The organism is Bradyrhizobium sp. USDA 4473 (genome assembly GCF_054063335.1).
In genome coordinates this window covers 3,123,148-3,137,345 of the sequence record NZ_JBSSGE010000001.1, presented here as the reverse complement: position 1 = coordinate 3,137,345, position 14,198 = coordinate 3,123,148, and the positions used below count along the sequence as shown (strand labels likewise).

General features: G+C 66.3%; 15 protein-coding genes. 8 read left to right on the top strand and 7 right to left on the bottom strand.

Translation table 11 applies throughout. The features are described 5' to 3' along the window. Positions 1-129: 129 nt before the first annotated feature. Both ACVW17_RS14760 and ACVW17_RS14755 read right to left on the bottom strand, forming a co-directional pair. Positions 130-1,683 carry a hypothetical protein gene (locus ACVW17_RS14760; protein WP_456752443.1) on the bottom strand — a complete coding sequence of 518 codons (1,554 nt, stop codon included), beginning with the start codon at positions 1,681-1,683 and terminating at the stop codon, positions 130-132. Positions 1,684-1,718: 35 nt separating this feature from the next. Next, positions 1,719-3,011 (bottom strand): adenylosuccinate synthase, encoded by a 1,293-nt coding sequence (locus ACVW17_RS14755; protein ID WP_456797326.1) that lies wholly within the window; start codon positions 3,009-3,011, stop codon positions 1,719-1,721. Between the two features lie 350 nt (positions 3,012-3,361). Between ACVW17_RS14755 and ybaK the strand changes: the two genes are divergently transcribed. Next, a complete protein-coding gene (ybaK, locus tag ACVW17_RS14750) occupies positions 3,362-3,844 on the top strand; it encodes a Cys-tRNA(Pro) deacylase (protein WP_456752442.1) in 483 nt (160 codons plus the stop codon). Positions 3,845-3,853: 9 nt separating this feature from the next. Here the strand turns inward: ybaK and ACVW17_RS14745 are convergent, their stop codons facing one another. Genes ACVW17_RS14745 through ACVW17_RS14735 form a run of 3 tightly spaced genes read right to left on the bottom strand, consistent with a single transcriptional unit; the run spans position 3,854 to position 6,091 of the window. Then, positions 3,854-4,057, bottom strand: a complete 204-nt coding sequence (locus ACVW17_RS14745; RefSeq protein ID WP_456797325.1) for a hypothetical protein — start codon at positions 4,055-4,057, stop codon at positions 3,854-3,856. 53 nt (positions 4,058-4,110) lie between these two features. Next, positions 4,111-5,475 carry a cytochrome P450 gene (locus tag ACVW17_RS14740; protein WP_456752440.1) on the bottom strand — a complete coding sequence of 455 codons (1,365 nt, stop codon included), beginning with the start codon at positions 5,473-5,475 and terminating at the stop codon, positions 4,111-4,113. Further along, positions 5,435-6,091, bottom strand: coding sequence for an acyl-homoserine-lactone synthase (locus ACVW17_RS14735; RefSeq protein WP_456752439.1), 657 nt, complete (start codon positions 6,089-6,091; stop codon positions 5,435-5,437). Before ACVW17_RS14735 ends, ACVW17_RS14740 begins: the two co-directional genes overlap by 41 nt. Positions 6,092-6,172: 81 nt before the next feature. Here ACVW17_RS14735 and ACVW17_RS14730 point away from each other — a divergent pair, with 81 nt between their 5' ends. From ACVW17_RS14730 to ACVW17_RS14710, 5 genes are all read left to right on the top strand, one after another. Continuing rightward, positions 6,173-6,946: a LuxR family transcriptional regulator gene (locus tag ACVW17_RS14730; RefSeq protein ID WP_456752438.1), complete on the top strand. Its 774-nt coding sequence runs from the start codon at positions 6,173-6,175 to the stop codon at positions 6,944-6,946. A gap of 358 nt (positions 6,947-7,304) precedes the next feature. Then, the gene (locus ACVW17_RS14725) at positions 7,305-7,688 is read left to right on the top strand and encodes a hypothetical protein (protein ID WP_456752437.1); all 384 of its coding nucleotides are present in this window, start codon (positions 7,305-7,307) and stop codon (positions 7,686-7,688) included. 177 nt (positions 7,689-7,865) lie between these two features. Next, complete coding sequence (locus ACVW17_RS14720; RefSeq protein WP_456752436.1) at positions 7,866-8,792, top strand: DMT family transporter; 927 nt, start codon at positions 7,866-7,868, stop codon at positions 8,790-8,792. A gap of 245 nt (positions 8,793-9,037) precedes the next feature. Continuing rightward, positions 9,038-9,847 (top strand): MlaD family protein, encoded by an 810-nt coding sequence (locus tag ACVW17_RS14715; RefSeq protein ID WP_456752435.1) that lies wholly within the window; start codon positions 9,038-9,040, stop codon positions 9,845-9,847. Between the two features lie 211 nt (positions 9,848-10,058). Then, positions 10,059-11,213 (top strand): alpha-hydroxy acid oxidase, encoded by a 1,155-nt coding sequence (locus tag ACVW17_RS14710; RefSeq protein WP_456756420.1) that lies wholly within the window; start codon positions 10,059-10,061, stop codon positions 11,211-11,213. On the opposite strand, the gene ACVW17_RS14705 is transcribed toward ACVW17_RS14710, so the two are convergent. Continuing rightward, the gene (locus ACVW17_RS14705; RefSeq protein WP_456752434.1) at positions 11,210-11,614 is read right to left on the bottom strand and encodes a hypothetical protein; all 405 of its coding nucleotides are present in this window, start codon (positions 11,612-11,614) and stop codon (positions 11,210-11,212) included. The genes ACVW17_RS14710 and ACVW17_RS14705 overlap by 4 nt on opposite strands. Before the next feature lie 74 nt (positions 11,615-11,688). On the opposite strand from ACVW17_RS14705, the gene ACVW17_RS14700 reads away from it, so the two are divergent. After that, entirely contained in the window at positions 11,689-12,312 is a 624-nt protein-coding gene (locus ACVW17_RS14700; protein ID WP_456752433.1) for a TetR/AcrR family transcriptional regulator, read from the top strand. Between the two features lie 304 nt (positions 12,313-12,616). Here ACVW17_RS14700 and ACVW17_RS14695 read toward each other — a convergent pair whose 3' ends face one another. Next, positions 12,617-13,021, bottom strand: coding sequence for a DUF1330 domain-containing protein (locus ACVW17_RS14695; RefSeq protein ID WP_456752432.1), 405 nt, complete (start codon positions 13,019-13,021; stop codon positions 12,617-12,619). 112 nt (positions 13,022-13,133) lie between these two features. On the opposite strand from ACVW17_RS14695, the gene ACVW17_RS14690 reads away from it, so the two are divergent. Further along, entirely contained in the window at positions 13,134-13,979 is an 846-nt protein-coding gene (locus ACVW17_RS14690) for a metal-dependent phosphohydrolase (RefSeq protein WP_456752431.1), read from the top strand. Positions 13,980-14,198 lie beyond the last annotated feature (219 nt).

Genomic DNA, 14,198 nt, shown 5'->3' with positions numbered 1-14,198 from the left:
CGCCCGGCAAATGTTCGGCGAGTCGGCGTCGATGCGCTGCAACAATCCGCCGCCTATGTCGCTGCGATACGGAATCGCCCTGATGAAGCCGGGCGATGACGTCGTGCATCAAGGTGAGGGCGAGGCGCTTTACTCACCCCACGCCGCGAACGCGTCGTTGAACGCCCGTTCGCCGGGGGCGCCCTTTTCGATCGCGATGATGGCGCGGCGCTGGTTGGTGTAGACCAGCGGCACGTCGAACCAGGAGCGCTCCTTCAGGAGCTGCAGATTGCGCGAGCGGTCGGCGTCGACGTTGGAGAGGCCGACCAGGAAGAAGCCGTCGGTGACCTTGACCGCGAGGCCGGCCAGCGGCGTGCCGCGCGCCTGCTCGTTGGACTTCATCAGGATGCCCGGCACGTTGCCGACGCCGCCATTGGCGAAGTCCTGCGGCAGGATGAAGGTCAATTCCGCGGTATGGCTCGCCGGCAGCGATGAATCGGTGTTGCGGCGGAACGACATCGTCATCTTGAACTTGCGATCGGGGATGTCGATGTCGGCGCGCACGGCGATGTCGGGCTTCTGGTTGCCCGAGCCCTTGACCTGCTCGGTGCGCCAGACCACCGACCCGACATATTGCTTGCCCTTCGGATCCGACGGGTCCTCGTCATAGAGCACGACGCGCTGCGCCACTGGCGCGACCGGCTCGCCCGACGACGACGGCTGGCCGACGCGGTCGGTGATCTTCTTGCTCGCGGGCGCCGTCGAGGCATCCTTCGGCGCCTCGACCGGAGAAGAGGACGTGAACAGGCTGCTGGCCAGAGTGGTGAGCTGCTGCCGCATCAGGATGCCGGTACCGACCAGGATCAGCAGGATGCCGATCACGATCGCGGTCTTGAACGGGAACATCGAGCCGACGCGCGGCTTCTTCGGCTCGCGCTCGGCATTGCTGACGCGCGAGCGCTGCGGCGGCGCCCCCGGCGCCTGCGGCGTGTAGCGCTCGGCCTCTTCGATCGACTCGTCGTAGGAATATGGCGCCTCGGGATCGCCGCCGCGGTTTTCCAGGCTCGGCTCGAGCCGGTCGAATTCCGGCGAGGGCGACGGCACGTTGGCGTAGGTCTTGCGCGCGTTGCGGCTGGCTTGCGCCGCAGCACGGCCGAGATCGTCGGCATCGGCGGTGATGTCGCGGAAGCCGCGAACGCCCGGTGCGGCCGGCGGCGGTGCGCCTTCCGGACCGCGGCGCGGCGGACCCGGCGGCCGGGCCTGCGGCGCCTGGGTCTCGGGAGCGGGCGGGTTTTGCGGCCGCGGCGGGGCCGGCGGCGCTGCATCGGGGCGCAGATTGCGCGGCGGACGAGGCTCCGCCGGTGGCCGCGCACGCGCGGCAGGGTCGGCGGAACCGGCCTCGGGCCGTGCACCTGGCTCCGGCGGCCTGGCGTTGGCGCGGCTGCTACGGGCAGCACCGCCGCCGCCCGGGCGCGAGGCGTCGCGGGCGCGCTGCGCGGCCTCGGACTCGACCTTGCGAACCGCCTCTTCCAGCGACAGCCGTTCCCGGGTGATCTCGGATTCGGAGAGCGGCGGCTGCACGCCGCGGAGCTGCTGGATCAACGCCGTTCGCGCCCGCGCATACAGCGCGCGGCGGGCTTCGCCGGGGGCGTTGGGGTCCAATCCGGCGATGGCGCGGGCGATCAGCGGGTAGTAGTCAGCCATTTCCACACAATTGGAGGGATATAGGTAATATCCCGTTAAGCCTCGAACGGATTCTGTACCAGAATAGTATCTTCACGTTCCGGGCTGGTGGACAGCAGGGCGATCGGGCACCCCACCAGCTCCTCGACCCGGCGGACATATTTGATGGCCTGGGCCGGCAGGTCCGCCCAGGACCGCGCATTGGCGGTCGGCTGCTTCCAGCCCTCGATGATCTCGTAGATCGGCTCGACCCGGGCCTGCGCGCCCTCGCCCGCCGGCAGATGGTCGATTTCCTTGCCGTCGAGCTTGTAGCCGATGCAGACCTTGATGCTGTCGAAGCCGTCGAGAATGTCGAGCTTGGTCAGCGCCAGCCCGGCAATTCCGCAGGTGCGGACGGTCTGCCGCACCAGCATGGCGTCGAACCAGCCGACCCGGCGCTTGCGCCCGGTGTTGACGCCGAATTCCTTGCCGCGGCGGCCGATTTCCTCACCGATCTCGTCATGCAGCTCGGTCGGGAACGGACCCTGGCCGACGCGGGTGGTGTAGGCCTTGCAGATGCCGAGCACATAGCCGACCGCGCCCGGGCCGAGGCCGGTGCCGGTCGCGGCCTGCCCCGCCACGGTGTTGGACGACGTCACATAGGGATAGGTGCCGTGGTCGACGTCGAGCAGCGCGCCCTGCGCGCCCTCGAACAGGATGCGCTTGCCCGCGCGGCGCTCGAGGTCGAGCAGCCGCCACACCGTCTCGGCATAGGGCAGCAGCTTCGGCGCCATCGCCGTCAGCTCGGTGAGAATGCCCTTGCCGTCGATCTCCTCCAGATTGAGGCCGCGGCGCAGCGCGTTGTGGTGCGCCAGCAGGCGTTCGATCTTGTGCGGCAGGGTGTCGAGGTCGGCGAGGTCCATCAGGCGGATGGCACGGCGGCCGACCTTGTCCTCATAGGCCGGGCCGATGCCGCGGCGGGTGGTGCCGATCGAGGTGATGGCGTTGGAGGATTCGCGCAGCGAATCCAGCTCGCGATGCAGCGGCAGGATCAGCGTGACGTTCTCGGCGATGCGCAGATTGTCCGGTCCGACCGCAACCCCCTGCCCCTTCAGCTTGGCGACCTCGTCGAGGAAGGCCTGCGGATCGAACACCACGCCATTGCCGATCACCGCGAGCTTGTTCGGGCGCAGCACGCCGGAGGGCAGCAGCGCCAGCTTGTAGGTCTCGCCATTGATCACCAGCGTATGGCCGGCATTGTGGCCGCCCTGGAAGCGCACGACGATGTCGGCCTGTTCCGACAGCCAGTCGACGATCTTGCCCTTCCCTTCGTCACCCCATTGGGCGCCGACGACGACAACATTGGCCATTGCGAAGATGTTCCCTTCAGGTGTTTCAGAGACCATGATCGCGGCGAAAACGCGTCCGCCCACAGCGATCATGCATTGGTATGTCCAGCCCCAATCGCGGCGCCGGACCGCGCGCACGCAAGGCGCCTACCGGATAACGGAAGCGGCTCGGCTGCGCAAGCAAGAAGGGGGTCGTTTACGCCTTTTAGATGAGCTACAACCCTTTGATATCCCCTGAAAATTCCATGCGGCGCCTGACGGAACCGGGCTGGCGACAATTTAATGTTGGCGCGGCCCGAAGCTGGCCGCACGGCCGATTGATCGCCGGGCCCGTTGCGGCGATCATCCGGCCCGATCAACCGGCAGGATCCATGCCCAATTCGACACCAGCGACGATGGCACTGCGCAAGCTCGGCATTGCCTTCAAGCTCCACACCTATGTCTACGATTCCAGCGCCGAGAGCATCGGCCTGCAGGCGGCCGAGGCGCTCGGCGTCGAACCGAACCGCATGCTCAAGACGCTGATGGCGGAGGTCGACGGCAAGCCGGTCTGCGCCGTGGTGCCGTCCGACCGAGAGGTCAGCATGAAAAAGCTCGCCGCGGCCCTCGGCGGCAAGTCGGCCAGGATGATGCGCCCGGCCGATGCCGAGCGGCTCACCGGCTACCATGTCGGCGGCATCAGCCCGTTCGGCCAGAAGAGGAAGGTGCCGACCGCGATCGACGAGACCGCGCTCACCCACGTCACCGTGTTCGTCAATGGCGGCCAGCGCGGCCTGCAGATCGAGATCGATCCGAACGACGCCGCGCTTGCCGCCGGCGCCTCGATGAAGGCGCTGGTGGCGACGCAGGACTGATTGCTGCGATCAATGCGAGGATTTGTCGCGGGAAAACTCCGCGCCGACGAAGTCGGACAGGCCGGTCAGTTCCTCTGCCGAAATATCGTTGACGTTGAGCCTGAGCTGCATGATCGCGAGGTCGAGCAGATGTGCGGCAAAGCCCGCGCCCGCCGCCGTCACGATGCTGCGTTGCTCGATCAAGACAGCGATGACGTCGCGCAGACTGCGCATTTGCACTTGATCCATGGCCCTTTGCCCGATGCTGGCCGTTGTTATCTGAGTTGTCATGGGGATACCGATTGTAGTGTGCTGATGGACGCCGCGGCGACCGGTGGAATGTAAGGCAGATGCTCCGCTTCCTCGCCGAGATGCGGGACGCGCGACGGCACCTCGCGAACTTCGATGTCGATCTTCATCGGCGGCGGAATCAGCGTCACCGAGGCTTTCGGCCACGGCGCCGGATTCGGCGTGACGGCGGTGAAGCGATAGGCGGCGGCGATCTCGAGCGCGAGCAATTGCAGCTCGAGCATCGCAACTCCCATGCCGGCACAGGCGCGCGGGCCGGCGCCGAACGGGATGAAGGCGTCGGTGTTGTAGCGCCGCGTCATCAGGAAACGGTCCGGCTCCTCGAAATGCCTGCCGTCGCGCTGCAATTGCCAGGGGCAGATCAACAGCGAGGTGCCGACCTTGAGGTCGCGTCCGCCGATCGTCACCGGCTGCATCACCTCACGCGAGAACCACCAGGCGCTGGGATAGAGCCGGCAGACCTCCTTGACCAGCGTCGCGCTCAGATTGGCGTGTTTCACCGCGTCGAGCCGCAGCTCGCCGTCGTCGCCAAGGCACTCCGCCGCCTCGTCGGCGATCTCGTCCATCAGGGCCGGGTTGGCGGCCATCTGGTAGAACATCCACGCCGCCGTCGAACCCGTGGTGTGATGGCCGGCCAGCAGCAGGGTCAGGATCTCGTCCTCGAGATCGCGATCGGTCAGGCCGAGCGCCTCCAAATCGCGCAGCGCGCTGCTCGAGCCCGCCTTGCGGCGCAGGCGCTGCACCACGGCCGACATCGCGAGCTTGGCGCAGACCCGGTTCTGGCGACGCCGGTACCAGGCCAGCGGACCGAACGGCAGGGCGCGGAACATCTCCTCGGCCAGATCGTCCTCGATGGTGCCGACCGCCTGGACCAGGGCTTCCTCGTCGCCCGACGACATCACCTGGGAGCCGAAGATCGCGACGCAGATCGTGCGCAGCGCCAGCATCGCGGTGACATGGTGCGGATCGAACGAGCCGAGCCGCGCCAGGCTGGCGCCGACCGCGCGGATCTCGGCGCACATATGCGGCAGGAATTTCTCGACGCTGCCCTTGGCCATGTGCTTCTGCAGCACGGCCCGCCGCCGCTTGTGCTCCTCGCCGCTCAGCATCAGCGAGCTGCGGCCGAGCACCGGGGTCAGCTTCTTGATCAGCTTGCCCTTGCCAATATCGGTCTCCGGCGCCTTGAGGATCGGGCGCAGCAGGCCGGGATCGTTCACCAGCAACACCGGTGCCGGACCGAGCCGCAACGGCACGAGCCCGAGCTCGGCCTCGTTGCCGCGCGTCAGCAACAGGCGCAGCGGATCACGCTGGAATGCTCGAACGTCCGAGAACATGTGTGGCATCGTGGATCTCCAATTGCCGTCCAAGGTCGAGGAATTTGGTCAGGCCGGGATTGTCGGCGAGACCGAGCGGGATTTCTCCGGCGAGCGCCGTCAGCGGGCGGCCCGTGCGATCGTTGCCGATCACCTGCGGCGGGCCGTAGCGGCGGGTGCGGATGTCCATGCGGGTGAGAAAGCGCTCATAGGAAAGGTCGGCCAGCGCCACCAGCGCCTTCGCGCCGCGCAGCTCGGCGAAGCGGAACATCAGCGCATAGTTGACGCGTGCCGTCTGCGGCCGCGCGACGTTCGACAGCACGCCGAAACGGCTGATCTCCCACACCTCGCGGCTGCTCGGAAAGCGCAGCACCGCAAGCTGCGGGAACACCGACTTGGTGAGGTAAGGATAATCGGTGCGGATCGCCCGGAAGCCGCCGACGAGCTCGACCCCGGAGAACAACAGGCAGTGCTCGGTATACCAGCAGTCGAACTGATCGCGTTCGACATCCCCGGTCGTGGTCAAAAGCCAGCCGCAATGGTCGACGAACAGCCGCTTGCGCAGCCGCATCATCGCCTCGACATGGGCCGGATCGAGTTCTTCCCTGGTAATGAGCGCGTGAAAGCCGTTCAATGAATAAAGCATTTGTCCCTTCCTCCAAATGCGGGAACATCTGGGACAAAAGGGGTCAACTGTGATACCCCCGGAAACCGGGGGTTTTAGGCAATGGGCCTGGTAGACGCGATTTCGACCATCGAGGCGTCAGATACCATCGACGAGCTGAGCTCGTCCCTGCACCGTATTGTCCAGGACTACGGCTTCTCCGGCTTCGCCTTTGTCGATGCCGGCCGGCCCGATCTCGATCTGCCCTACCACGTCGGCACATTTCCCGACGCCTGGAAGCGGGCGTATGTGCAAAACGAGTTCGTCCACGCCGATCCGGCGCTGGCGCGGTCGCGACGCACCAACACGCCGTTCAGCTGGAGCAGCCTGAAGCTGCCGGAGCGAAGCGGGCACAAGCGCGCGCCGGAGGCCAAGACGATGGATGCCGCCCGCGAATTCGGATTCAGGGACGGTTTCGTGGTGCCGTTCCACTATCGCGACCGGCTCGGCGCCGTGCATTCGAGCTCGACGGTGTTCTTCTGGGAAGACGAGCAGCGCGAGTTCGACAAGCTGTTCATCTGCCATCGTCACGAACTGCATCTGTTGATGATCTACTGGGTGCAGCGGGCGATGGACATCGTCAACCGCGACCAGCGCAACGCACCGACCATCCTGAAGCCTGCGGACGCCGCCGAGACCATCAAGCTCACGGGCCGCGAAAAGGAAGTGATCGCCTGGGCCGCGCGCGGCAAGACCGTGGCCGACACCGCGCAGATCCTCGGCATCTCGCCGGAGACGGTGGAAGGCTTCATCAAGCAGGCGCTGCGCAAGCTCGAGGCCTCCAACAAGACGCACGGGGTGGCCAAGAGCATCGCGCTCGGGATCATCGACCTGTGAGCGACGCCGCGACATATGATGAGGTCACACATCAGGATTGGGCTCTTTTCAACCATCCCTCCAAGGTTGCATTCGGGCGCGCTCTTGGTAATAAGGTCAGGCCGATAAGGCGAAAGCCGGATGACGCGAAAGCGCGCATCTCAGACTATGGGCGCGGACAATACCGCCCGCCCTCCACGACGGCCCGGCCGTCGTGGAGGCGCGGATCGACCTGTACGCCGCCGGTTGCGGCACGACCAGTCGTCGATCCCGATGATCCGTAGAAGTCCCGTCACGACGAACCGCAGTTCCATTTGCTACCAATCCATCTCGGGGAATTGCTGCCCACGGACGTAGCTGGAGATCGCCTGAGCGCACCATGAGCACATCGCAGGACGACCAGATCGATCAACTGGTGCAGGCGCGTTGGCGCGCGATCGGGCTGTCGCAGGCAGATCTCGCCGCGATCCTGTGCGCGGGCGCCTCGCTGCAAAAGAACGGCGTCGACGGCACGGTGAAAGTCGATACCGGCCGCCTGGCGACCGTCGCCGAGATGCTCGGGATCGCCGCCGACATGCTCAATCGCCGGCCCGCCGCGACAGCGCACACCCACGGCGGCCAGGCCGCGGAATCGCTGCAATCCCTGCTCGAACTGCGCATGCTGCGGGTATTCCGCGAGGTGCAGGACCCCGACACCAAGCGGATCCTGATCGAGCTCGCCGAGCAGATCGTCAAGCGCCAGACCACGCCGCAGACTGGCTAGGGAACGGCAAAACGCCGGCAATCTCTCCGTAAGGGGCCTTCGCGCATGGTCGCGATGCGTCCATCCCCATTGATGGAATGGCGGAATCCGTGTCTGTGACAGGAGCCGGGGAAATCGATACCGGCCCGGCGCCATCGGCCGGGCGGGCCGCGGCGTCGTGAACCCGGGCCTCATCGAATGTCTGCCTCCGATTCCACCACAACGCCTGCCTCCGGCTCCTGGATCGCCAACCAGCCGTATCTTCTGCTCAGCATCACCGCGCTGTGCTGGGCCGGCAATGCGATCGTCGGCCGGCTCGCCGCCGGCCACATCCCGCCGGTGACGCTGTCGTTCCTGCGCTGGTCGGCGGCGTTCCTGATCATCCTGCCGTTTGCCTGGAAGCATCTGGTCCGCGACTGGCCCGCGATCCGCAACAATCTCGGCATCATGATGCTGCTGTCGATCACCGGCATCAGTGCCTTCAACACGCTGCAATACTGGGCGCTCGAGCACACCCAGGCGCTGAACACGCTGCTCCTGCAATCGGCGGCGCCGCTGGTGGTGGCCGTATGGTCGCTGATCCTGCTCGGCACCCGGCTGACGCTGGCGCAGCTCTGCGGCGTGTTGCTGTCCCTGTGCGGCGTGCTCGTCATCCTGCTGCACGGCGATCTCACCACGCTGTCGAAGATCGACTTCAACAAGGGCGATCTGATCTTCACCGTCGCGCTGGTGATCTTCGCGCTGTATTCGGTGCTGACCTTGAAGCGGCCCAAGATCCACGGCCTGTCGGTCGCCGCCTTCACCTTCGGCTGCGGCGCGCTGGTCCTGATCCCGTTCTTCGTCTGGGAACTCGGTGCGCGGCCGGTGATGCAGCTCACGACCAACAACCTGCTGTCGCTGTTCTATGTCGCGGTTTTCCCCTCGACCCTGGCCTATCTGTGCTTCAACCGCGGGGTGCAGCTGATCGGCGCCAATCGCGCCGCGCCGTTCTTCCACATGGTTCCGGTGTTCGGCACCATCATGTCGATCGTGTTCATCGGCGAGCATCCGCAGGCCTTTCATTTCATCGGCTTCGCGCTGGTTCTGGCCGGCGTGTTCGCGGCATCGCGGCAGCAGTCGGCCTGATCCTTCGGGTGCATCTTTTCCCTCTCCAGTTCTTACGGGGAGAGGGTCAGGGTGAGGGGCTCGCTCCGCAGAGTCGGCAAGAGATGAATGCGCGGAGACTCCCCCTCACCCGGAACGCATTCCGCTGCGCTGCATGCGTTCCGGCCTCTCCCCGCACGCGGGGAGAGGCAAGCACGGGCGCGATGACTAACGGCGCCAAATCCGCTATGTTTTGAAGTCTTCTGCTTCGCGGACAGGTTTCACGCATGGCGCGCGCCAGCAATCTCATGATCGGCACCCTGACGCTGGCCCTCGTCGCCGGCTCGCTCGGCGGCTGGCTGGGCTATCAGCGCTATGCCGGCATCAAGCGGATGGTGCCGTTCCGCGTCGTGTTCGAGGGCTCGGCGTCGGGCCTGCGCCGCGGCGCCAGCGTCAACTTCGCCGGCGTGCGGATCGGCGAGGTGGTCTCGATCCGGCTCGACCGTCACCGCGTGGTTGCGATGACGCGGATCGAGGGCAACGCCCCGATCAAGAAGGACACCCAGGCCGGCCTCGAATTCCAGGGCCTCACCGGGATCGCCTCGATCTCCTTCACCGGCGGCACCGACGAGGCGCCGCCGCCTGCCGTCGGCGCCGACGGCATTCCGGAGCTGACCGCCGACGCCGAAGGCACCATGGGAATCCAGGAGAAGCTGCGGGTCGCGCTGCGCAATGTCGACCGCGTCATCACCGAGAACGAGGCCGACATCAAGGACTCGCTGCTCGGACTCGAGAACTTCACCAACTCGCTGTCGGGCAATGGCGAACTGATCGCCGGCTTCATCGACGCCGCCGACGACGGCATCAGCGCGGTCGACGCCAAGATGACCTCGGCCGACAAATTCCTGAAGAGCTTCGGCAGCGACAAATATGGCGGCGAGCTGCTGCCGACCGTGATTTCGCTGCGCGAGCTGATCCAGAGTTTCGACAGGAAATCCGGCGCCATGATCGCCGAGACGCGCAAGACGCTCAGCGACGTCAGCCAGTCCGTCAACGCGTTCAACGCGAAAATTGCCGGGCCCGCCGCCAGGCGCTAAGGCACGTCAGCGCGCTTCAGCCCTGTGTCGAACCATGATCTCCGCGCAACGCGTTCCGCGTTTGCCGCGAAGCAAAACCGCTTCGCACTTGTCCGGTTCGTGCTCTAGACTGCCGTGTCAAGAACCAAGAACAACGGAAACATCAGACGTGCACGACCGGACCGCAGCCCTTTCCCCGCCTCCCGCCACCGTCAACCGCGCAGCGCCCGCCGTGCCCCGGCATCTGCGGCGCTATCTCACGCTCGACGATTTCGAGCCGCAGGCGCGGCGGCTGCTGCCGAAATTCCTCTACGGCTACATCTGCGGCGGCGCCGAGACCGACACCGCGCGGTCAGACAATCGCAGGGCGTTCGACGAATACGGCTTCGTGCCGCGGGTCTTGAACGACGTTTCCGGCCGCGACCAGACCACGACGCTGTTCGGCAGGAGCTACGCCTCGCCGTTCGGGATTCCGCCGATGGGCTCCTCAGCGCTGTGCGCCTATCGCGGCGACATCGTGCTGGCGCGCGCCGCGGCAGCCGCCGATATCCCGATGATCCTCTCGGCCTCCTCGCTGATCCGGCTTGAGGACGTCCGCGCCGCCAATCAGCAGGCCTGGTACCAGGCCTATCTCGCCGGCCTCCCCGAGCGGATCGAGCCGCTGGTCGATCGCGTCGCGGCGGCCGGCTACGACACCTTCGTCGTCACCGCCGACGTGCCGGTGCCGCCCAACCGCGAGAACAACATCCGCAACGGCTTCCAGGTGCCGCTCGAGATCACCCCGCGAGTGTTCTGGGACACCATCACCCATCCGGACTGGCTGCTCAACACCTGGGCCCGCACCGTGTTCAACCACGGCATGCCGCATTTCGAGAACATGGACGCCAAGCAGGGCCCGCCGGTGCTGTCGAAGAACCTGATGCGCAACATCGGCAGCCGCGACCAGCTCGCCTGGAAGCATGTCGAGCTGATCCGCAAGCGCTGGCCCGGCAAGCTCGTGGTCAAGGGACTGATCTCGCCGGAAGACGCGCGGCTGGCGCGCGAGCACGGCTGCGACGGCGTGATGGTCTCCAACCATGGCGGCCGCCAGCTCGACTACACCGTCTCCGCGCTGCGCACGCTGCCGGAGATCGCGGCGCAGAAGGGCGGCATGACCGTGATGGTCGACGGCGGCATCCGCCGCGGCACCGACGTGATCAAGGCGCTGGCGCTCGGTGCGGATTTCGTCTGGGTCGGCCGTCCGTTCCTCTATGCCGCCGTGGTCGCCGGCGAGGCCGGCGTGGCGCGCGCGATCTCGCTCTTGCATGCCGAGATCGACCGCGATCTGGCGCTGCTCGGGATCCGCGGCCTGAAAGAGATCACCCCGGACCTGGTGCGGAAGTTCTAGGCATAGCGCGCCGCGCCCATGCAGAGCGCGGTGATAGCGAGCAGGCCGGCTGCGATGCGCTGCGCAATGGCCAGTCGGGAGCGCGCGGCTGAAACATCACCCGCTTCGCTGCGCAACTGCCTGATTGCGCCACCACCGACGATGATCTGCACGGCAATCGCAGCCAGAGCTGCGGTCGCGCCGCCGGCCAAAATCTGCTCCGACAACGCGAACGTACCTTCATGAACCAGGTGCCACAGCGTGGCGCCGGTCACGATCGCAACGGTCGCGGCACCGATCTGCGGAATCAGCAGCTTTTCGCCGCCGAGGCCGCCGGTGCGCGCCAACGTGAAGCTGGAGCCGGCCCAAAACACCGATGACAGGACGTGAAGGGACAGCGCTATGATGAGGACGGTCTGCATGATCTCGCTCCAAACGGCGTTGGAAATTAGATATACATAATGTATAGTCAATCTGACGAAAGCAAGGCCAGCCGATGCCGCCGCGCAGCTATGTGAGCCCGGCGCGCAGCGCCGCCGCGGCCGAGACGCGCGAGCGCGTGATCGAGGCCGCCTCGCGCACGCTGCGCGAAGGCGAGAGCATCGCGCGCTTCTCGCTGGATACGGTGGCGAAGGCCGCCGGCGTGACCCGGCTGACCGTCTACAACCAGTTCGGCTCGCGGCGCGGGCTGCTGGAAGCGGTGTTCGACGAGATCGCGCGTCATGGCGGGCTGCATCAATTGGCCGACGCCATGGCGATGGCCGATCCGCGCGCCGCGCTCGACCGCATGGTCGAGATCTTCTGCGGCTTCTGGAGCCGGGATTCCGCGGTCGGACGCCTGCACGACGCGATGGCGACCGATCCCGAATTCGCTGAGGCGATCCGCGAGCGCAACGAGCGCCGCCGCCGCGGCGTCAGCGCGCTGATCGAGCGCATCGCCGACAAAGGCGCCTCACCGCAGGCCCGCCGGGACGCCGTCGACCTGATCTTCGCGCTGACGAGCTACCCGACCTTCGCCTCGCTCAGTGCCGGGCGGTCGAAGGATGAAGTCTGCCGGGTGGTGCAATCGGCCTGCCGCGCGGCGCTGGCGCCGCTGACGCTCCCAAACCCGTCATCCTGAGAGGATGTGAAGCTTTCGCCGCCGTCATTGCGAGGAGCGGTAGCGACGAGGCAATCCATGCTTCCGCGTGTGCCGTGCGATAGGTTGCTTCGCGGAGCCTGTCATCCGGCGGCGCTTCGCGCCGACCGGGTGGCTCGCAGTGACGAAGATAGACCCGTCATCCTGAGGAGCCGCGAAGCGGCGTCTCGAAGGATGAATCGGCCACAGTGGGGCCGTCGACCCTTCGAGACGGCCGCGTTGCGGCCTCCTCAGGATGACGGAGATGGGTTTGTAGACGCGGGGGCAGTCAAGAGGAGGCGCGTCTCTACGCGCCCACCTTGAACTTGCTGTAGGCCTCGCGGGTCGCGATGATGACGTGCTCCTCGCAGCCATTGCGGCGATGCGGGTCGCACAGCGTCTCGTAGTCGGCCGAGGTCATCATGTCGATGAAGGCGGCGACGCTCGGGTAGTAGACCAGCGCGAGATAGTCCCAGCGCTGGCCGGCCGGCTCGCCGAGCGCGACCGTCTCGGCATTGCCGGTCCACAGCAGCGTGCCGCCGCGCGCCTTGATCATGGGCACGGTGAGCGCGCTGTAGCGCAGATAGGCGTCCCAGCCCGAGCCGTCGCCGTCGAGCGACCGCGCGCGAAATCGCATCAGGTTGACCATCACGACCGGCGCCTGGCGATCCAGTTCGCTCAGGCCTTTGACGTTCAAGAGATCGACGCCCATCACCTGCTCCCGGGCCGGATCGGCCCGGCCGCAACGATTATGTCACATCGCGGGACTACCCTGAAATGCCGGCAGGCCGTAAGCTCACCCCCCGATCTCGGAGGTCAATGCCGTGATGACCCTTCCCGAACTTGCGGCCGACGCGCTCGGCAAATTCCTCGGCGAATACATGCAGCGCCGGTTCGGCTCGTCGCAAACCGAGCTGGTCGAGATGGTGCCCTCGATCGCGCGGATCGCGCTCGAATGCATCGGCAACAGCGATGCGCTCTATCACAATGTCGAGCATACCATGCTGGTGACGCTGGCCGGCCACGACATCCTGCGCGGCCGCGCGCTGCATTCGCACATGAGCGCCGAGGATTACGCGCATGTCATCATCGCCTGCCTCACCCATGACATCGGCTATGTGCGCGGACTGTTCGACGCCGACGACCAGACCGGCTATCTGGTCGATGCCGACGGCCGCAAGGTGATCCTGCCGCGCGGCTCGTCGGATGCGGCGCTGATGTCCTGCCACGTCAACCGCTCCAAGATCTTCGTAATGGAGCGGCTCAAGGGCGTCCCCCAGCTCGACAAGGAGCGCATCGCGCGCGCCATCGAGGGCACCCGTTTTCCGCTCACCGCTCCCGAAGACGATGAGGATTTCGGCGAAGAGGCCACCCTGCTGCGGGCCGCCGATCTGATCGGCCAGCTCGGCGATCCCCATTACATCCGCAAGGCCAACGCGCTGTACCTCGAATTCGAGGAGGCCGGACTGAACCGCCAGCTCGGCTACGATTCGCCGGCCGATCTCGTCGATCTCTATCCGCGCTTCTACTGGGACAGCGTCGCGCCGCATGTGCAAAAGGCGATCCGCCACCTCAACATCACCTCCAGCGGCCGGCAATGGATCGCCAATCTCTACAGCAACGTGTTTCGCGCCGAGCGCGACATCTCGCTGTCGGGACCGCAGAAATAGGCTGGGTTTTCGAGACACGTGCACGAGCTAGTCCCGTCACCCTGAGGAGGCCGCACCGCGGCCGTCTCGAAGGGTCGACGGCCACCAGCCGGGCCGTGCATCCTTCGAGACGCGCTACGCGCTCCTCGGGATGACGGAATCCAGTTCTCGTGCTGCCGCAAGTGCTGTCGAGTTCGGCCACGCATGGCTCCAATCCGCACTCTCATCTTGTCGCAGCAG